This is a genomic window from Halosimplex pelagicum (assembly GCF_013415905.1).
GTDB lineage: Archaea > Halobacteriota > Halobacteria > Halobacteriales > Haloarculaceae > Halosimplex > Halosimplex pelagicum.
The window spans coordinates 3,707,752-3,727,649 of sequence record NZ_CP058909.1 but is presented as its reverse complement, the minus strand read 5'-3'; the positions used below and the strand labels follow the sequence as shown (position 1 = coordinate 3,727,649).

Annotated in this window: 22 protein-coding genes; 6 read left to right on the top strand and 16 right to left on the bottom strand. The window is 71.5% G+C overall.

Going from position 1 to position 19,898, the window contains the following annotated elements:
* Nucleotides 1-212 precede the first annotated feature (212 nt).
* Nucleotides 213-1,340 (bottom strand): ATP-NAD kinase family protein, encoded by a 1,128-nt coding sequence (locus HZS54_RS18880; protein WP_179918612.1) that lies wholly within the window; start codon nt 1,338-1,340, stop codon nt 213-215.
* Between the two features lie 150 nt (nt 1,341-1,490).
* Here HZS54_RS18880 and HZS54_RS26495 point away from each other — a divergent pair, with 150 nt between their 5' ends.
* Entirely contained in the window at nt 1,491-1,616 is a 126-nt protein-coding gene (locus HZS54_RS26495) for a hypothetical protein (RefSeq protein ID WP_281377710.1), read from the top strand.
* A 7-nt stretch (nt 1,617-1,623) separates the two neighbouring features.
* Here the strand turns inward: HZS54_RS26495 and HZS54_RS18875 are convergent, their stop codons facing one another.
* From HZS54_RS18875 to HZS54_RS18850, 6 genes are all read right to left on the bottom strand, one after another.
* Nucleotides 1,624-2,331, bottom strand: a complete 708-nt coding sequence (locus tag HZS54_RS18875) for a competence/damage-inducible protein A (protein ID WP_179918611.1) — start codon at nt 2,329-2,331, stop codon at nt 1,624-1,626.
* A gap of 97 nt (nt 2,332-2,428) precedes the next feature.
* Entirely contained in the window at nt 2,429-3,223 is a 795-nt protein-coding gene (locus HZS54_RS18870) for a DUF5803 family protein (protein ID WP_179918610.1), read from the bottom strand.
* Nucleotides 3,220-3,900 carry a DUF2110 family protein gene (locus HZS54_RS18865; protein WP_179918609.1) on the bottom strand — a complete coding sequence of 227 codons (681 nt, stop codon included), beginning with the start codon at nt 3,898-3,900 and terminating at the stop codon, nt 3,220-3,222. Before HZS54_RS18865 ends, HZS54_RS18870 begins: the two co-directional genes overlap by 4 nt.
* Complete coding sequence (gene tfe / locus HZS54_RS18860) at nt 3,900-4,427, bottom strand: transcription factor E (protein ID WP_179918608.1); 528 nt, start codon at nt 4,425-4,427, stop codon at nt 3,900-3,902. The genes HZS54_RS18865 and tfe overlap by 1 nt, the downstream gene beginning before the upstream one ends.
* A gap of 96 nt (nt 4,428-4,523) precedes the next feature.
* Complete coding sequence (locus tag HZS54_RS18855; protein WP_179918607.1) at nt 4,524-5,105, bottom strand: tRNA (cytidine(56)-2'-O)-methyltransferase; 582 nt, start codon at nt 5,103-5,105, stop codon at nt 4,524-4,526.
* 86 nt (nt 5,106-5,191) lie between these two features.
* On the bottom strand, nt 5,192-5,863 hold the full coding sequence (locus HZS54_RS18850) for a DsbA family protein (protein ID WP_179918606.1): 672 nt from the start codon (nt 5,861-5,863) through the stop codon (nt 5,192-5,194).
* A gap of 123 nt (nt 5,864-5,986) precedes the next feature.
* Here HZS54_RS18850 and HZS54_RS18845 point away from each other — a divergent pair, with 123 nt between their 5' ends.
* Nucleotides 5,987-6,910, top strand: a complete 924-nt coding sequence (locus tag HZS54_RS18845) for an NAD-dependent epimerase/dehydratase family protein (RefSeq protein WP_179918605.1) — start codon at nt 5,987-5,989, stop codon at nt 6,908-6,910.
* A gap of 33 nt (nt 6,911-6,943) precedes the next feature.
* Here HZS54_RS18845 and HZS54_RS18840 read toward each other — a convergent pair whose 3' ends face one another.
* Entirely contained in the window at nt 6,944-7,405 is a 462-nt protein-coding gene (locus HZS54_RS18840) for a YbhB/YbcL family Raf kinase inhibitor-like protein (RefSeq protein ID WP_179918604.1), read from the bottom strand.
* Between the two features lie 167 nt (nt 7,406-7,572).
* Between HZS54_RS18840 and HZS54_RS18835 the strand changes: the two genes are divergently transcribed.
* From HZS54_RS18835 to HZS54_RS18820, 4 genes are all read left to right on the top strand, one after another.
* On the top strand, nt 7,573-8,328 hold the full coding sequence (locus tag HZS54_RS18835) for a DUF2797 domain-containing protein (RefSeq protein WP_179918603.1): 756 nt from the start codon (nt 7,573-7,575) through the stop codon (nt 8,326-8,328).
* Nucleotides 8,329-8,445: 117 nt separating this feature from the next.
* Complete coding sequence (locus HZS54_RS18830; protein ID WP_179918602.1) at nt 8,446-9,474, top strand: DUF7490 domain-containing protein; 1,029 nt, start codon at nt 8,446-8,448, stop codon at nt 9,472-9,474.
* Entirely contained in the window at nt 9,471-9,845 is a 375-nt protein-coding gene (locus tag HZS54_RS18825; RefSeq protein WP_246391693.1) for a DUF8060 family membrane protein, read from the top strand. The genes HZS54_RS18830 and HZS54_RS18825 overlap by 4 nt, the downstream gene beginning before the upstream one ends.
* A gap of 108 nt (nt 9,846-9,953) precedes the next feature.
* A complete protein-coding gene (locus HZS54_RS18820; RefSeq protein ID WP_179918601.1) occupies nt 9,954-10,421 on the top strand; it encodes a hypothetical protein in 468 nt (155 codons plus the stop codon).
* Nucleotides 10,422-10,457: 36 nt separating this feature from the next.
* On the opposite strand, the gene HZS54_RS18815 is transcribed toward HZS54_RS18820, so the two are convergent.
* From HZS54_RS18815 to HZS54_RS18780, 8 genes are all read right to left on the bottom strand, one after another.
* Nucleotides 10,458-10,964, bottom strand: coding sequence for a dual specificity protein phosphatase family protein (locus HZS54_RS18815; RefSeq protein ID WP_343063065.1), 507 nt, complete (start codon nt 10,962-10,964; stop codon nt 10,458-10,460).
* Between the two features lie 31 nt (nt 10,965-10,995).
* Nucleotides 10,996-11,340: a helix-turn-helix transcriptional regulator gene (locus tag HZS54_RS18810; protein ID WP_179918600.1), complete on the bottom strand. Its 345-nt coding sequence runs from the start codon at nt 11,338-11,340 to the stop codon at nt 10,996-10,998.
* A gap of 26 nt (nt 11,341-11,366) precedes the next feature.
* Entirely contained in the window at nt 11,367-12,110 is a 744-nt protein-coding gene (locus HZS54_RS18805) for an NRDE family protein (protein ID WP_179918599.1), read from the bottom strand.
* A gap of 58 nt (nt 12,111-12,168) precedes the next feature.
* Complete coding sequence (locus tag HZS54_RS18800) at nt 12,169-13,752, bottom strand: class I adenylate-forming enzyme family protein (protein WP_179918598.1); 1,584 nt, start codon at nt 13,750-13,752, stop codon at nt 12,169-12,171.
* Nucleotides 13,749-14,813 (bottom strand): o-succinylbenzoate synthase, encoded by a 1,065-nt coding sequence (gene menC / locus HZS54_RS18795; protein ID WP_179918597.1) that lies wholly within the window; start codon nt 14,811-14,813, stop codon nt 13,749-13,751. The genes HZS54_RS18800 and menC overlap by 4 nt, the downstream gene beginning before the upstream one ends.
* Nucleotides 14,810-15,766 carry a 1,4-dihydroxy-2-naphthoate polyprenyltransferase gene (locus HZS54_RS18790; RefSeq protein WP_179918596.1) on the bottom strand — a complete coding sequence of 319 codons (957 nt, stop codon included), beginning with the start codon at nt 15,764-15,766 and terminating at the stop codon, nt 14,810-14,812. Before HZS54_RS18790 ends, menC begins: the two co-directional genes overlap by 4 nt.
* A 94-nt stretch (nt 15,767-15,860) precedes the next feature.
* Nucleotides 15,861-16,388: a hypothetical protein gene (locus tag HZS54_RS18785; RefSeq protein WP_179918595.1), complete on the bottom strand. Its 528-nt coding sequence runs from the start codon at nt 16,386-16,388 to the stop codon at nt 15,861-15,863.
* 106 nt (nt 16,389-16,494) lie between these two features.
* Entirely contained in the window at nt 16,495-19,542 is a 3,048-nt protein-coding gene (locus HZS54_RS18780; protein ID WP_179918594.1) for a 5'-nucleotidase C-terminal domain-containing protein, read from the bottom strand.
* Nucleotides 19,543-19,898 lie beyond the last annotated feature (356 nt).

Here is a 19,898-nt window from a genome sequence, read left to right as displayed (position 1 = left end):
ATCCATACACGGTATAATATGCCGTCGAATACTATTACATATGGTGGACGATCGTCCGGAAATCGGTACGGCGGTTCTGAACGGTTCCCATACTAGGGTCAGCAGGGGTATGCCGACGGCGGAGAACGGGGGTGCTGACGGCGGGGACGGGGAGTGCCGACAGCGGGGGCGGGAGTATCGACCGCGGAGAACGGGCGGCGAGTCGGGACCAGTCACTGGATATCGACGAGACGGCGCTCGTAGCGGCCGACCCTGACGCGGTGCCAGCCGCGCAGCGAGGCGTCGAGGTCGGGGTCGCCAGTATCTACGCGGAGGGCGTCCAGCCCGTCGAGTTTCGCGCGGGTCGCGACGATCTCGACCGTCGAGGGGCGGATCACCGCGGGGGAGATCTGCTGGTTGCCCCGTCCGAAGACGAACCCCTGGCCGCCGATCGGCGAGACGACGACCACGTTTCGCTCCCCCAGCGCCGCCTCGATCTCGGCGGCGCCGCCGTCGCGGACGACCACCTCGCCCGACGGTGGTCCACCGCTGTCGGCCCCGCCGTCGGCGTCCGCCCGCCACACGTCGACGCCCAGCGGCGTCCCCTCGAAGCCGAGTTCGGCCTTGATCGCGCCGACGGTCCCGCCGGGGCCGAGGACGTACGTCACGCCGGGTTCGACCTCCTCGGCGACCCCCTCGGCGAGCGTCGCGACGGAACCGCCGCCGCTCTGTTTGCTCGCCTGGCGCTGCTCGGCGACCGGTGTCTTCGCGATGGCCCGCAGCTCGGTCGACACCTCCTGGGCGCGGTAGGCGTCCTCGTCCACGTCGTTGACTTCGCCCGTCTCCACGTCGTCGAACGACGCGGCGACGATCCCCGCTTCCCGGGGTCGCACCGCGAACACCGACGAGTAGATCTTCACGCCCGCGGGCACCCCCAGGATCGGGATCTCGCTGTCGAGGTCGGCCAGCGTCTCCGCCACGTCGACGGCCGTCCCGTCCCCACCGGCGAACAGTATCAGGTCCGCGTCGCGGTCGGCGAACGCCCGGACCGCCGCGCGGGTGTCCTCGGCCGTGGTCTCGATCTCCCCGCTCGCGTCGCCCCGCGACTCGGGCCCCCCGACGACGACCGGATCGAAGCCCGCCGCGCGGGCCGCGTCGGCGCCCATAACCCCCTCGAACGCGAGGATCTCGACGCTCGCGTCGGTCTCGGCGAGCGCGTCCAGCGCCGCACGAGCCCGTTCGGGCGCCCGCGGCTCCGCCCCGCGTTCGCGGGCCTCCTCGACTTTCCCGTCGGTGCCCTTCAGCCCGACTCGCCCGCCCATGCCGGCGATCGGGTTGACGACCACGCCGATCCGTCGCATCACCGGTGGTTCGGCGCGACCGGGCAAAAGCCGCCCGACTCCCGGGCCGGCGGCCCGGCGCCGAGCGAACGCCACGGGACGCCGCCGGGACCGGCGCGAGCGCGGCGGAAACCGGGCGGTTTTACATCGCGTCACGCGAAACGCTCGGATATGTACATGCCGCTGCAGGAGAGCGCCGAGGCCGTGCAGGGCGGGCTCATCAACGTCGCGGGGTTCGTGTTGCTACTGGGCGGGCTGCTGTTGACCGCGCTGTGGTGGAAGGTCCTCTACCGGTAGCGCCGCGTTACTCGCCGCTTTCCTCTTCGATATCGACCAACTCCACCCGCTCGCGCAGCCACGCGGCGGCCGCCTCGGCCTCCTCGTCGCCGCCCTGGATCTTCACCCGCACCGAGTCGCCGGGGTAGCTCCCGACGGTCACGTCGAAGCGGTCGCGGAGCCCGTCGATCCGGTCCAGCAGCGCGCTCTCGGGCTCGTCGGCGACCACCGAGGCGACGTGTTCGATCTCGCCGGCGAACTCGTCGGCGACCGTCTCGAACATCGCCTCCATCTCCGCCGGAACGCCCGGCAGGACGTAGACGCTCCCGATGACGCAGCCGGGCGCGACGCCCTCGGGGTTCTTCAGCAGGCGAGCGCCCCGCGGGATGTCCGCCGTGCCCTCGGCCAGGTCGTCGGCCGCGTAGCCGCCCTCCTCGGCGAGCCAGTCGAGCGCCTCTTGGCTCTCGACGACCTCGCGGCCGAAGGCGGCGGCGACGCCGTCCATCGTCAGGTCGTCGTGCGTCGGCCCGAGCCCGCCGGTGACGAGGACGGCGTCGTACTCGGCGCGGTACTCGTTGACGACGCGGGCGATGTCGGCGACCCGGTCCGGGAGCGTGACGACGCGCTCCACGTCGACGCCCCGCTCCGTCAGTCGCTCCCCCAGCCAGGCGGCGTTCGTGTTCACGGTGTCGCCGGCGAGCAACTCGTCGCCGACCGTGACGATAGCCACGCGCATACCCGCCGTTGGCGCCCGACCCGTAAAAGGTCGCCTGCTTCGGGTCAGAACGATCCCGGGCGCGCGGGCGACCCGCCCCGACGCCCCGCGGTCGCGACTACCGCATCCCGGGCGGCGGGTCGTCGTCGTCGAACTCGTCGGTTTCGGTCTCCACGTCGAGCCCGATCTCCTCGCGGCGGCGTTCGAGCACGCGTATCTGTCGGAGGTAGTAGAGCGCGCCGCCGACGCCGACCAGCGCCAGGATGCCGCCGATACCGCCGAACAGCAGCAGGTCCCGGGCGAGGTAGTACCGGGTCACGATGGGACCGCGGTCGGCCGACTGCCAGCGGACGAGCATCCGGTCGGAGCCCTCCAGGACCCGCGAGGTCGACCCGCCCGGCGAAACCTTCGAGAGCAGCGGCACGCCGACGCGGGCCTGCGGCGGGAGGACGACCTCGACCGAGTGCGCCGAGTCGAGGTACATCGGGATCGCGAACCGCTTGGCGTTGGGCCGGTTCGCCGTGAACGCCACCTGCCCGCCGGCCGCCGGGAGCGTCACGTTCAACCGCGAGTTCGTCGCGTTGACGTAGAAGTTCGACCGGTTGGCCGGCGCGACGACCGTCCCGTTGTCGGGGTAGCGGAAGCGTAGCGAGGCCACGTCCAGCGGCTCGTCGGTGCCGAGTTCGCTCCGCTGGTAGAGCTGGACGTACGACTGGTTCTCGACGCCGATGACCCCGGTGAAGTTCCCGCGAGCCACGTCGTAGGTCGTCGTCGCGTTGGTGTCCCACTCGTAGGTCGCGTTCTGGTTGAGCCGCGCGTCGTCGGGCCCGCCGCCGCCGAACGGGGACGCGCAGCCGGCCAGCGCGACGAGCACCGCCAACAGACCGAGCGCGAGGACCAGTCGCCGCCTCATGGCACGACGCAGAGCAGCTCCGCCGGCATGTACTGGCCGATGCTCGCCAGCAGCCCCGGCGGGTCGGTGTCCTCCCGGCAGACGATGCTCTGTTCGAGCAGCCCGAGCCGCTCGACGGTCACGATGTCCTGGGCGTGGCCCGCGCGGTTGACCGTCGCCCGCGCCTCCGCCCGCGTCGCCGAGTTGACGTTGACGCGACCGGCGCCGCGCGTCCACTCGTAGAGGCGGTCGCGCTCGGCGTCGGCCAGCCGCGCCGGCTCGTCTTCCTCGCCCGCGACGAACCGCATCGGCAGGTGCTGGACGAGGCCGAACCGCGTCCGGATCTGCTCGGGCGTCCCCTGGCCCAGACCGATCTCGTCGGTCGGGATCCGCACCCGAGTGCCGTAGCCCGCGTCGAGGACGAACCCCTCGTCGTCCCACGATTCGAGCATCCCGACGTGCGTCTCGCCGGGTTCGAGCGCGGGGACGATCTCGCCCCACTCCTCGGCGAGGGCGTTGGCCGCGACCGTCGCGTCCTCGCCGTCGAGGGTGACCTCGGGGAACTCGTCGTCGCGGATCTCGAGGTCGACGGACACGTCCAGGTCGCCGACGACGTTGTTCACCTGCGAGCGCAGCGAGTCGGTCGCCCGCGAGCGGGCGTCGCCCTCGACGTAGAGCTTGGTTGCGAGTACGACCATCAGGCCTCGCTGTGCTCGACGTTCAGTTCGTCGCGCAGTTTTGCGATCCGGGTCTCCATGGCGTCGACGAGCCGGGTGTTCTCCATTGCCTCGACGGCGTTGCCGCAGTCGGGGCACTCGAAGCCGAACTCCATGGCCTCGCCGAACTCGAAGCGGATGCCGCAGTGCTCACAGAGGTAGAACTCGTTGTCCTTCTCGTAGTCCTCCCGCTCCTCCAGCGCGTCGAGCAGGCGGTGCATCTCCGACTGGAGCTGCTCGGGGATCTTCTCGTACTCGAAGGTCCACAGGTAGGTGAGCCACCCCGAATCCTCGTCGCGCAGCCGGCGGTAGCTCGCCAGGTCGTTCTCGTAGAGGATGAACAGCGCGCGGCGCACGTCGTTGAGTTCGAGCCCGAGCTCCTCGGCGAGCTCCTCGTCGGTCACCTCGCCGTCCGGCGGCGCCGCCGCCACCGGCATCCCTTTCGGGCCGACCAGCTCGTGCAGGTACTTCTGTATAACGGGGTCCTCCAGAAGTTCGTCAAAAGCCATTACGTCCGTCTCAGTCCGTGAGGCGTTTAAAAGCACCGGATGGATGGAACCGGTGCGTTCGGTCGTCTCGACGCGGATCCGCTCGCCGGGGCGCGCTCACTCCGCTCGGTCGGCCGATCCGGACCCGCCCTCGTCGGACTCGCCGGGCTCGACGACGCGCTTGCCAGTCTCCTTCGGGATCACCTCGCGGTCGGCGTCTTCCCACTCGCGGTCGAGTTCGGCCCCGTCGAACAGCCGGTCGAGCGTCACCGCCAGCGACGCCACCTCCGAGTGGGGCTGGTTCGTCACGGCGACGTTGTAGTCGGCGCGCTCGTACACGTCGAAGTCAACCTTCTCGGCGCCGACGACGAACAGGATAGGGTCGCCCGCGTCGAGCGACGCGCGCAGGTCGCCCTGCACGTCCTGGATCGGCAGGCCGTACATCGTGAGGTGGACGACCGGCCCCACCCAGTCGGAGATGGTGGCCTTCGGCGCGTCGGTGACCTCCACCTCGAAGGGGCCGCCGAAGCGGTCGGTGATGTCTCGGACGGTGTCGGCCGATCCCGACGCCTTCGGGCCGAAGACGACGCGGTCGGCGCCCAGCGCCCGCGCCGTGAGTCCGACGTGAGTCGTCATCCGGTCGTCGCGGCCCGGCCGGTGGCCCAGCCGCAACACCGCGACCTCGGGTTCGTCGTTCATGCGCGACGGCTACGGAACCCCCGTTTAGGAGCCTTCCGACCGAGCGATCGGCCGGGATCGCCCGCGAAGGCGGCGCGACCGCTCCATCAGCCGCTCTCAGGCCGGGCGGCCTCGATCGCCGAGCGGATCCCCTCCCAGCTCCGCTGCTCGACGATCGACCCGTCGACGACGACGGTGGGCGTGGCGCGGACGCCCGCGTCGATACCCATCTGCTTGTCCGCGCTCACGACCTCCCGGTACGTTCGCCCCTCGGCGGCCGAGCGCACGCGGTCGCCGTCGACGGTCGCGTCCAGGTCGTTCGCCAGCGTCGCGTACGTCGACGGCCCCAGGTCGCTCTGGTTGTCGAACAGCGCGTCGGCGAACGAGAAGAAGGCCGCGTCGTCCGCGTCGTGCTGGACGGCCCGCGCGGCGTTGGCGGCGGTGTAGGACGCCGGCGCGTGGTTGTCCAGCGGGAAGTCGTAGTGTTCGTAGCGGACGACCTCCGAGTCGACGTACTCGCTCTCGATCCGCGGCGCGACGACGCGGTTGAAATCCCGACAGGCCGGACAGGCGAAGTCCTTGTAGACGCCGACCGTCACCGGCGCGTCCTCCGGTCCCTTGTACGGCGCCGCGAGCGTCACGTCCCGGGCCGTCGGCGTGCCCCCGCTCCCCGGTCTGGAGACGAGTCCGCCACAGCCCGCGAGCGCGGTCCCGGCGACCGCGCCCGCCCCCGCGAGAAACGCGCGCCGGCTCGACCCCCGTGTTCCGTCGTCGTTCATACGTCGTCTGTGTCCCCTGCCCGATTTACCGTTGTCGGTGACACGTTCGGTCGGGCCCGGTCACGACCGGCCGTCCCTCCGGGCTTCCGCAACACACATGTCGCCGCTGGACGAGGTCCGCCCATGGAACTCTCCGGGAAGCGGTTGGTCGTGACGGGCGGGGCGGGCTTCGTGGGGTCGCACCTCTGTGAGCGACTCGTCGCCGACAACGAGGTCGTCGCGGTCGACGACTTCTCGAACGGCGAGCGCGACTGGCTGCCCGACGGCGTCGAGGTCGTCGAGGGCGATTTGACCGACCCCGAGGTGGCCGCCGAAGCGATCACCGAGGACGTGGACGGCGTCTTCCACTTCGCCGCGAACAAGAACGCCGCCGCCGACGACATCGAGCAGTACCGCTTCAACAACGAACTCACCGAGACCGTCCTCGACCGCATGGACGAGGTCGGCGTCGACAAGATCGCCTTCACCTCCTCGTCGACCGTCTACGGCGAAGCCCCGCGACCGACTCCCGAGGACTACGCGCCGCTGGAACCCATCAGCATCTACGGCGCGAGCAAACTCGGCGAGGAGAGCCTGCTGTCGGTGTACGCCCACAGCCACGACTTCACCGCGTGGGTGTACCGCTTCGCCAACATCGTCGGGCCGCGCCTGCAACTGGGTGCGGTGATCCCCGACTTCATCGACAAACTGGAGGAGGACCCGGAGTCACTCACCATCCTCGGCGACGGTCGTCAGGAGAAATCGTACATGCACGTCGACGACTGCGTCGACGCGATGTGTCACGTCGTCGAACACGCCGACGGTGACTTCAACGTCTACAATCTGGGCACCCGAACGACTACCTCCGTGACGACCATCGCCGACATCGTCAGCGACGAGATGGGGCTCGACCCCGACTACGAGTACACCGGCGGCGACCGCGGCTGGGTCGGCGACGTGCCGCGGATGCGCCTCTCCATCGAGAAGCTCTCGGCGCTCGGGTGGGAGCCCGACGGCTCCAGCGACGACGCCGTCCGACGCGCCACCCGCGCGCTGCTCGACGGCTGACCGGCGGTCGCAGAATCGTCCGAGGTCCCCGATTCAGGGCGCGTACGTGCCTTCGAGCTGTGCCTTGCCGACGACGCAGCCCTCGGCGGCGTCGTAGGCGTCGTCTTTCGTGGCGTCCCGCCGGAGGTCGAGCCGGTCGTCGAGCGCGTAGAGGAGGAACCGGTAGGTGTGCTCGCGGTCCGGCGGGTTCGGGCCGCCCCAGCCGGTCTCGCCGTAGTCGTTCTCGCCGGCGACGGCTCCCGCGCTCTCGAGGTCCCAGTCCTCGGGGATCGACTCGGTGTCGGCGTCGATGTTCCAGACGACCCAGTGGTCCCAGATCTTCCCAGCGGGCTCGCGCGCGTCGGGGTCGTCGACGACGATCAGGAACGATTCCGTGCTGGCGGGCGCGCCCGAGATCTCGAAGGGCGGGTTGACGTTGTCCTCGGTGTAGCCGTAGCGCTCGGGGATCGCCGCGCCGTCCTCGAACGCCGGACTGGTGAGTTGCAGGTCGGCCATGCTACGGCGAACCGACGACGCCCCGACAGTTAAACCCGACCCACCGTTCGCCCGGCCGACAGATCCCCGACGGCGACGGTCCGCCGCCGCGCCGCGGCGCGACCCTCGCTCGCGGTCGTCCCCGCCGGAGCGCCACGACTATATCCGGGGGTCGCCAACCCGCGGGCGTGCAGATAGTGGGGTACGAGACGGGGACCGACGGCCCGCCAGCGCTGCTGATCGCCGACGACGGGTCCGTCTCGACCGTGCCGCTCGACCCCGGCACCGACCTCTCCTACGCGCTCGCCGACCGCCACTGCGCCGGCGTGCTCGACGACGGGTCGCACACGCCCTGTCCGCGCGACGGCGCGCCCTACTGCGACGATCACACCTATCGCTGGCCCTGCGCGCGCTGTACCGGCGAGTGCTCGATGCCCGTCGACTCCTGTCACGAGGAACACGCCATCTACCTCGCCGCCTTCGCGCCCGAGACGTTCAAGGTCGGCGTCACCCGCTCCTGGCGGCTGGACACCCGCCTGCGCGAGCAGGGCGCCGACCGCGCCGCGCACCTCCGGACGGTCGCCGACGGCCGCGTCGCCCGCCAGATCGAGGCCGAGATCGCGACCGAGATCGGCGACCGCGTGCGCGTCCCGACGAAGGTCCGCGGCCTCCACGAGACCGTCGACGGCGCCGCCTGGGACTCGCTGCTCGCCGGGTTCGACCCGATCGAGACCTACGACTTCGACTACGGGTTCGAGCTGGCCGACCGCCCGGTGGCCGAGACGCTCGCCTCGGGGACGGTCAGGGGCGTCCAGGGTAGGGTGCTCGTACTCGACAACGGGGGCAGCACCTACGCCGTCGACATGCGCGACCTCGTGGGCTACGACGTGACCGCGGGCGACAGCGATCGAAACCTCCAGTCCAGTCTCGGCGCCTTCGGGTAGGCCCCGCCAACCACCGCCCCGACCGGGACGGACCGACACTGCGGCCGCGACGGACCGCGGTCACGACCGCAGGTGTTGGACACAAGACATTTACCGGACGCCGGTGCTCTGGGGAACGTGAATCGAGAAGCGTGGCTGGGCGTCCTCGCGCTCGCGCTCGTGGTCGGCGCCGCGGGGCTGGCGATCGCGGCGCCGAACGCCCTCGCCGAGCGGACCGACGAGAACGTTCGGCCGAGCGTCCTCGCCCTCCAGGACCCCCGCGTCGCCGCGGGCGAGGTCGGCGGCGAACGCGCCGAGCTCTCGCTGGACGTGCGGATGGACCACCGCGGCGGCCCCGCCGACAACGTCACCGTCGAGGTCCAGGCCGTCGACACGGACACTGGACTCGTGGCGACGACGGTGCGGAAGGACCTGGGATCGATCGACGGGAACCGCGAGGTTCGCACGCGGGTCAACGTCACCGTCGACCGGCAGGGCGGCTATCGGCTCTACATCCGCGTCTACGAGGACGGTCGCCGCGTCGAGACCGGGAGCACCGAGGTCAGCGGCGTCGACTCGCTGACGCCGGACTACGCGGCGTCGTCCGTCGGCTTCCACCGCTTCGGCGACACCTCGGCGTCGATCCCGGTGATCACCTACGAGGTCGCCGAGGAGGCGAACAACCGGACGACGCTGCGGACGGGCACCTACCTCACGAACCGCGGCGACGAGCCGGCGGGCGGCCTGCGGCTGATCGTCACGGCGCGGCAGGTCGAGTCGAACGTGATCGCCGACCGCGCGGCCGTGGAGATCGACGAGATCGGTCCCGGGCAGACGGTCACCGAGGCGGCCGACCTGACGGTCCCGTCGAACTACAACTACTACCTCGACGGGATCCTGTTCAGGGACGGCGTCGTCGTCGAGTCGGCGACCGCGTCGGCGAAGCTCGACCCCTCTCGGCCGGTCCCGGAGAACACCACCCGCGAGGAGGTCGACTTCCAGGCCGGCGACTTCGAGCGAGGCGACGACGGTGGGAGCAGGAGCGACAACGCGGGCGCGACGCCGATGCCGACCAACGCCAGCGGATCCGGTCCCGGCTTCGGCGCGGCCGGCGCGCTCGCGGCCCTGCTCGCGCTCGCCGCACTCGCGGCACGGAGGCACCAATGAGCGACAGAGACACCGACGACGCGACCGTACAGGGGGACAACCAGCCGACCGGTGACTTCGACGGCGACGCCGACCGCACGGCCCCCTCGCCGACGGGCGAGGCCCGGAGCGCCGACGGAGGCGTGACCGCGGAGGGCGACCGGGATTCCGTCGACGATCGCGATATCGTCGGCTACGTCCAGTGGGCGGCGTTCGCCATCCTCTGTCTCCTGGCGCTCGTGGCGACGTTCCGGTTCTACTTCGCGGCGAGCGAGGCGATCCGGGTGTGGTTCAGCCCCGACTTCGTCCCGGTGTTCCAGGCCGTGTTCAATCTGGTCGTCCTCGCCGCGTCGGCGATCGGTATCTCGGTGCTCGTGCGCCGGATCGCCTGACCGGTCGCCCGCCGGGTTCGTTCGGTCGCCGGTCGAGGTCGGCCGGTCGCCCGTCCGGAAATCGCCCGCTACGACAACCCTTTTGGGACGCCGCGGCCAAGCGCGACCATGGCAGACGATCCTTCAGACGAGAACGACACAGCCGCCGAGGAGTCCGCCGACGGAGCCGAAGGCGGCGACGCAGAGGGCGAGAACGACGGCGAGTCCCAGTCCTTCCGCGAGCGGGTCGAGGAGATCCGCCAGCAGCGCGCCGAGGAGGGCGAGGGCGACGGCGAGGGGATGAGCCGCGAGGAGCGCATGGAGGAGATGATGGGCGGCGGTGGCGGCCCGCCCGGCATGGGCGGCGGCGGTGGCGGCGGCAATCCCTTCGCGCAGATGATGGGCGGCATGATGGGCGGCGGTGGCGGCGGCCCGCCCGGCATGGGCGGCGGCCCCGGCGGTCCCGGCGGCCGCGGCGAGGAGGAGTCCTCCTCGAAGGCCGACGAGGAGCTCGTCCGCGAGGTCCGCAAGCTCCGCGACGAGGTCCACGACGCGCGCCGCGAACTCGGTCGCATCGCCGACGCGCTCGAGGACTGAAGTCGCCGCTCCCGAATCGTCCCGCCGACCGACCACTCACCGTTTTGCGAGATAGTAGACGGCCTGCTCCCGCAGCACCGGGTGGACCGTCGCGGGCGGTCGCGCCGACCGCACGAGCGCGAGCGCATCCCGCAGCGACCGCTCCTCCGAGACGGCCAGCGCCACGGCCGTGACGACGGCGCTCCGGGAGATTCCGTGCGAACAGTGGACCAGCAGGGACTCACCCGGCTCCCGGAGGAGCCGACACGCCGTGTCCGCGGCCGCTTCGAACGCGGCCCACTCGTTGTCGGGGCCGTCGACCAGCGGGCGGTGGTGGGTCGTCGCGGGCCGGGGCTCGGCGGTCACCGAGAGGACGCGGTCGAACGAGCGGTCGCACCGCTCGCGGTCGGCCGCGTGGGCGTTGCCGACGAACAGTTCGGTCCCGTCGATCCGCCGGGCTATCGGCGCGTCGTGGCCGTACCCGAACGGGCGGACGACCGTCGTTCCCGCTCGCCACCAGTCGGGGCCGTCGGCCCGTGGGTCGGTGCCAGGCACGGCTATCACGGCCCGAGCACCGATAACGGACGGGGGTCGCTTACTCCTCGTAGGCGAGGTTCATCACGAACTGCGAGAAGGTGTCGCTGTGGGCGTTGATCTCGTCGTCGCCGACGAACGGGGAGAGCTGGTCGCCCGCCATCAACAGCGAGAAGTCCAGGTCGCGGGCCGCGGGCGTCAGATAGTAGGTGTTGTGGCCGTTGTAGACCGTCTCCTCGCGCTGGATGAGGTCCTGGTCGGCCAGCGCGTCGGCGATGCGACTCCCCTTGCGGGAACTCACGTCCAGCTCCTTCCAGAAGTCGCTCTGGTGGATGCCACCCGTCTCCCGGATGAGTTCCAGTCCCGCGCGCTCGTCCTCGTTGAGGTCGGCTTCGGCAGCGGCCATACAGGTACGGTCCGTGTCTCCGCCGTTTAAATTTGGCCCTCCACGTCTCTGTAGTCGGTCTCGCAGGGCGGCCCGTCGGCGTACCGGTAGCGCGACCCTTCGCGGCCGATCTCGACCAGCGACGACGAGCGCGTGCCGAAGCGGTCGCGGTGGACGCAGACGCCGTAGTCGTGGTCGCTGATCACGTCCGCGGCCCGGTCGAGCCACCCGGTGCTGGTCTCCCCGGGCTCGACCTGCAGCGCGCTCGCGATCTTTCCGGCGTTCTCGGCCTGTGCCCGCCCGGCCTCGGCGCGGGACTCGGGGATCGCGTAGTCGCCGTCGGCGCCGACGTTGACGACGACGTGGACGCCGGGGTCGAAGTTGCGGACGCGACGGGTCTCGCCGTCCCACTCGACGAGCAGGGCGGCGCTCGCGTCGGCGAGGACGAGGTTGAACCCGTCGTACTCGCGGTCGTCGAGTTCGCGCTCGACCAGACGGGCGGCCTCCTCCGCCGAGGACTGCCGGAGCGCGTCGCGGACGAGTTGCCCGCGCGAGCGGTCGCCGGCGGGCTCGCGGCCGGTCCAGCGGTTCGTGATCGCGACGAAGACCCCCTCGTCGTTGTAGCCGATCCAGGTGCCGCCGGCCTCCTCGTCGCGGGGGGCGACGACGCGGGGCGACTCCTCGATCACCTCGGGCGGCCGCGACGGCCTATCGAGCGCCTCGTCGCGGTTGGCCGCGGCGACGACCGGCGCGTCCGGGAACACCTGCCAGGCGAAGACGAGCGTACACACGACCGCCGGTAGGCGACCGAGGGGATTAAACCTCGTGGCGGGCCCGCGCCGGAGCGGGCTACGCCTCGTCGCGGACCGCGGTGAGGCGCTCGCGGACAGCCTCGCGGTCGACCGTCCCGGAGTGGGTTCGGGGAATCTCATCGGCGAACCCGACCGTCTTCGGGACGGCGAACGCCGCGAGGCGGCCGCGGAGGGCGTCGCGGACGCGCTCGGCGGTGAGGTCCGTCGCCCCGGCTGGTCCGTCGGCCGGCACGACCAGCGCGGCAACGCGCTCGCCCCACTCCTCGTCGGGGAGGCCGACGACGGCGGCGTCGGCCACGCCCTCGATATCGCGGAGCGCGTCGACGACCCGCGCGGGGTGGACGTTCTCGCCGCCGGTAACGATGGCGTCGTCGACGCGGCCGACGACCCACAGCCGCCCGTCCTCGTCGGCGTACCCCAGGTCGCCCGTGTGGAACCCCCGATCGTCGAACGCCGCCGCGGTCTGGTCGTCGTCGAGGTAGCCCGGCGTGACCGTCGGGCCCGCGACGACGAGTTCGCCGGTGTCACCGGAGTCGACGGGCGTGTCGTCGCTCCCCAGGACGGTGACCGTCGTCCCGCGGAGCGGCTTCCCGATGGTGTCGGGGTGCTCGCGGGCTTCCTCCAGGATCGCCGTCGCGACCTGCGAGGCGGTTTCGGTCAGGCCGTAGGTCGGACAGGCGGGGACGCCGCGGTCGGCGCAGCGTTCGATCAACTCGCGCGAGGCCGGCGCGCCGCCGAGCAGGACGAACCGGAGCGACGGACCGGGGTCCCAGCCCGCGTCGAGCAGCCGCGTGAGCATCGTCGGGACGAGTGAGACCGCCGTAATATCGCGTTCGTCGAGGACGCGGGCGGTCGCGTCGGCGTCGAACTCGCGCTGGATCACGGTCGTCGTCCCGTACAGCGTCGACCGGACGAGCGGCGCCAGCCCGCCCATGTGGTACATGGGAAGACAGACCAGCCACCGGTCGTCGGGGTCGACGCCCAGTCGGTGGGCCGACCCGACCGCGCTGGCGACGAGGTTTCCGCGAGTGAGGCGCACGCCCTTCGGTTCGCCCGACGTGCCCGAGGTGAACATGACGACGCGCTCGGCGTCGAGCGGTCGGTCCGAGGGCGTCACGCGACCGTCGTCGTCGGTCCTGTCGAGTGGGAGCGGAACGACCTCGCGGGATTCCGGGGCGTCGATCGACGCGACCGGGGCGTCCGCGGGCGCGACCGCCGTCGCCGACCCCTCGGTCGCGCGCTCGCAGACCAGCACGTCGATATCGGCCCGTGCGGCCTGCGAGCGGAGCCGCTCGGGGGGGAGCTCGACGTTCAGCGCCACCGCGCTCGCGCCGAGTCGACCGACCGCGAAGTACAGGTCGGCCGAGGCCGGACGCGTCCCGAGCAGCAGGCCGACGCGGGCGTCGCCCCCGTCGAGGTCGCCGTCGGCGGCGGCTGCGAGGGTCGCGGCGCGGCTCGACGCCCGCTCGTCGAACTCGCCATAGGTCCACTCCCGTCCCTCGTCGGCGTCGACGACGGCCGTCACGTCGGGCGTCGCGGCGGCGCGCTGGGCGAGGATGTCGACCGAGGGGTCCGCGACGGGGTCGTCGACCGGCCAGTCGGCGGGTTCGGGGAGCGTCACGGCCGCACCTCGTCGGAATCGACGCCTATCCCGGGTTCTTGCGGGACCGCGATCCGCCCGTCGGACACGGGCGCGGGGTCGTCGGCCAGGTCCTCGGCGAGCATGTCGGCGGTGGCGAGCCCGCAGGGCGCCACGTCGGGGATCGCGGCGGCGACGTGGACGGCGGCGGTCCGCGCGACGACGGCATCGACGGTGGTCGTCACGACCGGTTCGATCCCCCGCTCGCGAGCCCGGAGGGCGAGCGTCTGGGCGTTGCCCGGGCCGCCGAGGACCATCGGTTTCAGGACCACCACATCGGCCGCGTCGGCGTCGAAGACCTCGGCCATCGAGTGTTCGACCAGCCCCTCGTCGACGGCGATGTCGACGCCGGCGCCCCGCAGGTCCGCGAGTCCCGCGAGGTCCTCGGCCGGGAGCGGCTGCTCGACGTAGGCCACGTCGAGCGGGTCGAACCGTTCGAGCGCTCGCTCGGCCTCCTCTCGGGACCACGCGCCGTTGGCGTCCAGCCGGAGGGTCACGCCGTCGCCGACGGCCTCGCGGACGGCGCGGACGCGCTCGATGTCTTCGGCGACCGGGCGCGCGGCGACCTTGAGCTTCAGGCAGTCGAAGCCGCGTTCGGCCGCTTTCCGCGCGCGCTCGACGGTCGCCTCGCGGTCGGCGTCGCCGACGGTGGCGTTGACCGGCACCGACTCGACCGTCCGCGAGTCGTCGAACCAGCGGTAGAGGGGGAGACCGTCGGCCCGCGCGTCGGCGTCGAGGAGGGCGGTCGCGAACCCGTGGCGAGCGGCGGGCACCTCGCCGGCGTCGAGTTCGAGCAACCCCGCGCTGTGGGCGCCGCCCGCGCCCGCCTCCAGCGCCCGCTCCAGGCCGCGCTCGCAGTCGTCGAGCGACTCCGTCCAGCCGGGCAGCGGCGTCGCCTCGCCGACGCCCGTCTCGCCGCGGTGGTCGTAGCGGACGAGGAAGCCCGAGCGTTCGGTAATGTCGCCGGCGGCGGTCCCGAGCGGCGATTCGAGCGGGAGCGAGAAGGGGTCGATGTCGTCGCGAGTCGGAGGGGCGCCGCTCATAGCAGTGCGGCCGCGGCGAGGCCCGCAGCGAACAGGATCGAGTGGACGAAGAGGGTCTGTCCGACGCGTTCGAGTGCCGGGTTGAGCGCCTCGCCGTCGGTGCGTTCGAGGACGGTCGTCGTCACGCTCGCCGCGAGCGGCAGCGAGAGAAGCGGCGCGAGTGCCGGGAGCCCGTAGGCCGGGTCGAGCGCGAAGACGACGGGGACGACGTAGGCCATCCCGACCAGCGCGAGGAACTCGACGCGGCTCCAGCGGTACCCCAGCAGCACCGCGAGCGTCCGCTTGCCGGCCTCGGCGTCCGTTTCTCTGTCCCGGATGTTGTTCACCACGAGGATCGCCGTCGAGAGGCCCGCGGCGGGGAGACTCGCGACGACGGCCGCCAGCGGGAGCGTCTCGGCCGGGAGGCCGGTCGGGAGGAGTCCGGCGTCGGCGTGGGTGACCGCCTGGACGTAGTAGGTGCCGGTGACGGCGACGACGCCGAAGTAGACGAACACGAACAGGTCGCCGAGCCCGCGGTAGCCGTAGGGGTAGGGACCGCCGGTGTAGAGGACCCCCGCGGCGATAGAGGAGAGACCGACGAGGAGGATCGGGACGCCGCCGATCGCGACGAGATAGGCGCCGACGACGACGGCCAGCGCGTAGGTGGCGACCATCGCCCACTTGACCTGGGCGGGCGGGATGAGCCCCCCCGCGGTGACGCGGGTGAACCCCTCGCGGTCGTCGGTGTCGGCGCCGTTGACGGCGTCGTAGTAGTCGTTGGCGAAGTTGGTCCCCACCTGGATCAACAGGGCGCCGACGAGCGCCGCGAGCCAGGGTAGGGCGGCGAACACGCCGGCGTGGGCGGCCAGCCCGGCGCCGACGATCACCGGCGCCGACCCCGCCGGCAGCGTCTGCGGCCGGGCGGCCATCAGCCACGCCCGCGTCTTCGATACCTGCGCGTCTGCGGTCGACATACCCCTAAATCGGGACCCGTCGAGTGTCAAAGTTGGCATCCCGGTCGGGCGGTCACGCGTCGGTGGCCGATCGCGCGCCTACACCCGGTCGGGCTCACGCGTCGGCGATGCGCGCCAGCCCCGCGCGGGCTCGCTGGCCGAGGTGGCCGACCTTCCGCCGGACGTACGACTCCCGGCGGTCGTCGACGTCGAGGTCGTCGAGGACCGCTCGCATCCGCTCGACTCCGCGCTCGCGGTCGATGCCGGCGTCCCGGGTGTGTTTCAGCGGATGCCGCCGCCAGTTGTACTCCTCGTGGGCGTACACGTCGATCCGCCCGGCGTCCTGTCGGACGAGGACGGCGTGGAGCTGCCGGTCGGCGAACGGCGACTCGCGGGAGACCCAGCTACCGTTCGTCTGCTTGCCCAGGCGCGTGTAGTGGTACATGCTCACCGGGTTCCAGTCGAACCCGTGTTCCGACAGGACGGACTCCAGACGGTCGATATCGCAGTGGACCGTCGCCGCGTACCCACTTGGGAACACGCGGATCGTCTCGTCGGTGACCGTCCGCATCGCCCTGTCGAGGAAGGGGCCAAGCGCCCGGCGGAGCCGATAGCTCAACCGTCGCTGGACGCCGTCGGACATAGCCCCGCTTGGGGCGACGGCGGGGTGAACGTTACGGCCCCGACGGGCCGTCGGACGCTCGTCGGCAGGAGTGCCGAACCCCGATGGACGAGATTCGGGCGCCCGCTCACTCGGGTATCGTCGCGTCGGTGCGTTCGACGGCCTCCTCAACGACCCAGTGGGCCTGTCGCCAGGACTGGCGGAGCTGGCGGACGGCGCTCGCGCGCAGTCGGATCGCGCGCCGTCCGTCCGCGTTCCGGGCGCGGTCCATCGTCCGCTCGGCGCGGTCGTACGTGCGCTCGGCGTTGTCGAGGTGGGCCTCCATGCTCCGGAGGACGCCCTCGTTGTCGATGTCCTCACGCGACTCGTTCAGCAGCCGGCGCGCGTCGACGATTTCCCGGTGGGCCGTCCGGTTGTCGGCGCGCACGACGAGGTCGGCGGCCGCGGTGGCGTTGGCCTCGGCGTCGGTGCCGGCGAACGCGGTCAGCGCCTGCACGCCGACGGCGTCGTCGGTGAACAGTTTCGCCGATTCGGTCCGAACGGGTCCGCGGTAGTGATCGCGCGAGTCGTCGAACCGCTCGCTGGCGCGGTCGCGGGCCGACTCGTAGCGACCGGCGTCGGCGTCGAGCGCGTCGGTCAGTTCGACGGCGTCGGCCTTCAGCGCCCGCGGACTGCGGCGGTCCTCGTCACCGCCGTCGCCCGGCGCGGACTCGTTCTCCGTCGCGAGCGTCTCCCACCCTTCCAGATGGCCGTTCAGCACCGAGCGGTCGAAGTAGCTCCGCTGGCCGCCGTACTCGGCGTCGGTGTAGCGGGCGTACAGCCCGAGGTGGTCGCTGGCGGCCGCAAAGGAGCCGAACTCGCCGCGGTCGAAGGAGACGAGCAGGTCGTCGCCGGTCAGGCGGACCCGCTCGGCGGCGAGGGCGGCGCCGGTGGCGTTCTCGACGCGCACCGAGGTGTTCTCGACCGACAGGACGCTGTCGGGCACCTCGTAGTGGACCGGGACCGAACCGTTGTTCGCGCCGAACACCCACTCGGTGCCGACCTCGCGGTCGACGCGGCGGATGCGGTTCGCGCCCCGCGGCGAGACGGTCCCCTGTCGCTCGATGTAGTCGGCGACCGCGGTGCCGTACAGCGTGAGGTCGGTGCTCACGGTGGGGTCGTCGGCGAGGTCGTCCCAGCCGGCCATGTAGGAGTTGACCGTCACGTTGTACGTCCCGTTCGGCCGCAACGGCTCGCCGTCGACGTAGACGTCTCGGACGACCGGGTCGGCGCCCTCGTGGGCCACCATGTCGTAGGTGACGCCGCTGACCTGCAGTTGGGCTTCCTGACCGTACTGCTGGCCGCTGCCCGATTCGAGCGTGACGACCTGGCTGGCGAGCAGTTCGGTGAGTTCCGCGCCGGAGAGGCGCTTGGTGACGAGCGTGTTGCCGAACGGCAGCGAGGTGTACACGTCGTCGTAAGTGACGTTGCCGGGGCCGAAGGTGAAGTCGCCGCGGATGCCGCCGGCGTTCGTGACCGCGACCTCGGCGCCCGTCTCGGCGCGGAAGGCGTCGGTGACGAGGTTGCCCCACGCCGTCTCGTCGTGGTAGTTGGCCGCGAACGTGGAGTTCAGCGGGACGGTCGTCCGGCCGATGACCTCCGAGAGGAACTTCCCGCGGGCCGAGGAGACGACCCCCTCGGCGGTCTCGTTGACCGGGACGCTCTCCTCGCCGGCGACGGACAGCAGTCGGCCGTCGTCCATCGCGACGCTGCCGTTCGGGCCGACGGTGAGGTTGAGTTCGCCGAGGTAGGCCGCGCGGCCCTCGGCCTCCATGATCACCGCGCCGTCGGTGACCTGTGGTTCGTAGGCCACTTCGTCGTCGCCGGTGACGATCACGTCGATGTTGTCGGTCTCGCGGGCGAGTTCTTTCGAGTCGCCGACGCCGATGTGGGCCGCGGCGACGACCACGTCGACGTTCTCCTCGGTCTTCAGTTCGGTCGCGACCTCGGCGCCGACCTCGCTGTAGTCGGCGACCTCGTAGCCCGCCTCGTCGAAGTCGACGGCGGTCTTCGGTTCGATGGCGTCGTCGACGAGGCCGACGATGCCGACGCGGACGCCGTCGCGCTCGACGATGGTGTAGTTCTCCGTCCCGGGGACGCCCCCACCGTCCTCGGCGCGGACGTTCGCGAGCAGCCACGGGTACTCCGAGGCGGCCGTGAAGTTCGGGACGGCGTCGAAGCCGTAGTCGAGGTCGTGGTTACCGACCACGTCCGCCGCGGGGTCGATGGCGTTCGTCGCCGCGACGGGGACCGTCCAGTTGCTGACCGGCGAGAGCGAGCTCGGGCTCACCTGGTCGCCGCCGCCGACCACGACGGTCGGGTTCTCGTGGGCCGCGCGCCGCTCGTTCACCGCGCCCGCGAGCCGGCCCATCGCAGTCGGGTTCGAGGCCGCCGTCTGCACGTCGTTGTACGAGAGGACCGTCAGCGTCGTCGCGTTGCCCGACACGCCGTCGCCGGGCGCGCCGTCGTCGCCCTCCGAGCCGTCGTCGGCCGCGGTGATCGGCCCGACGGCCCGGGGCTGGATCTTGAACGCGCCGAAGTTGTAGAAGACGGGACCGGTCAGGTTCGCGACGACCCGTCCGGTCTCGTTGGGCGTCGTCGCGTCGCCGGCGGTCACGTCGTCGACCGCGACTTCCCCGCTCCCGTCGTCGACGGCCCACTCGCCGTACTGTCCGGGGGTCGCCGTCACGGTCGCGTTCGACACGGTGACCAGGACGCCCTCGTAGCGCTCCTGCCCGACCGCGCCGGTGTCGAGGGTGACCGGTTCCGGCGTCGGCGCCGTGCCGGTGACCGTGACCGACGCGCTCTCGGCGGTCGCGTCGAGTTCGGTCAGGTTGTAGTACTCGGTGACCGGCGCCGTCACCTCGACGGCGTCGCCCGGTGCCACGGTCGGCTGGTTCCCGGTGTAGACGTAGACGCCGCTGTAGGCGCCGGTGCCGTTCTGGACGTAGTACCCCTCGCTGACGACGGATGTCACCGTCCCCGACGTGGTGACGTTCGTCCCGGCGTACGGCGATGCGTCCGTGGTGCCGTTCGGTCGCTGGATCTCCTCGATGGAGACCTGTGCGTTGCCGGCCTGGGCCGCCGCGGCCGGTACGACGGCGGGGACCGCCGACCCGACCAGCAACAGCGCCATCGTGATTGCGAGGACTGTGCGACTCGGTTGTCGATGATCTCTGGACACGGTTCACATACACATCAAAATAACCACCATTTGAAACTTGATATTGCGGTTGGGTAGCGATGGGGACCGATGGGGTGGACTCCCGAGCGGACAGTGTTCGAGCGTCCGCGGCAGTGCAGCGAACTCGGACCGAGGATAGGGGGCGTGTTGCGGTGGCGTGGCGGTCGCGGTTGCGGTGGCGGTGGCGGTGGCGGTCGCGGTTGCGGTGGCACTGGGTCGAGTACCGGACGCGAGCGAACGGAGTGAGCGAGTCGTCCGGCCTTTTTCCCCAAGTTTTTGCGACGGAGGATTCCCGCAGCGCCCACGGC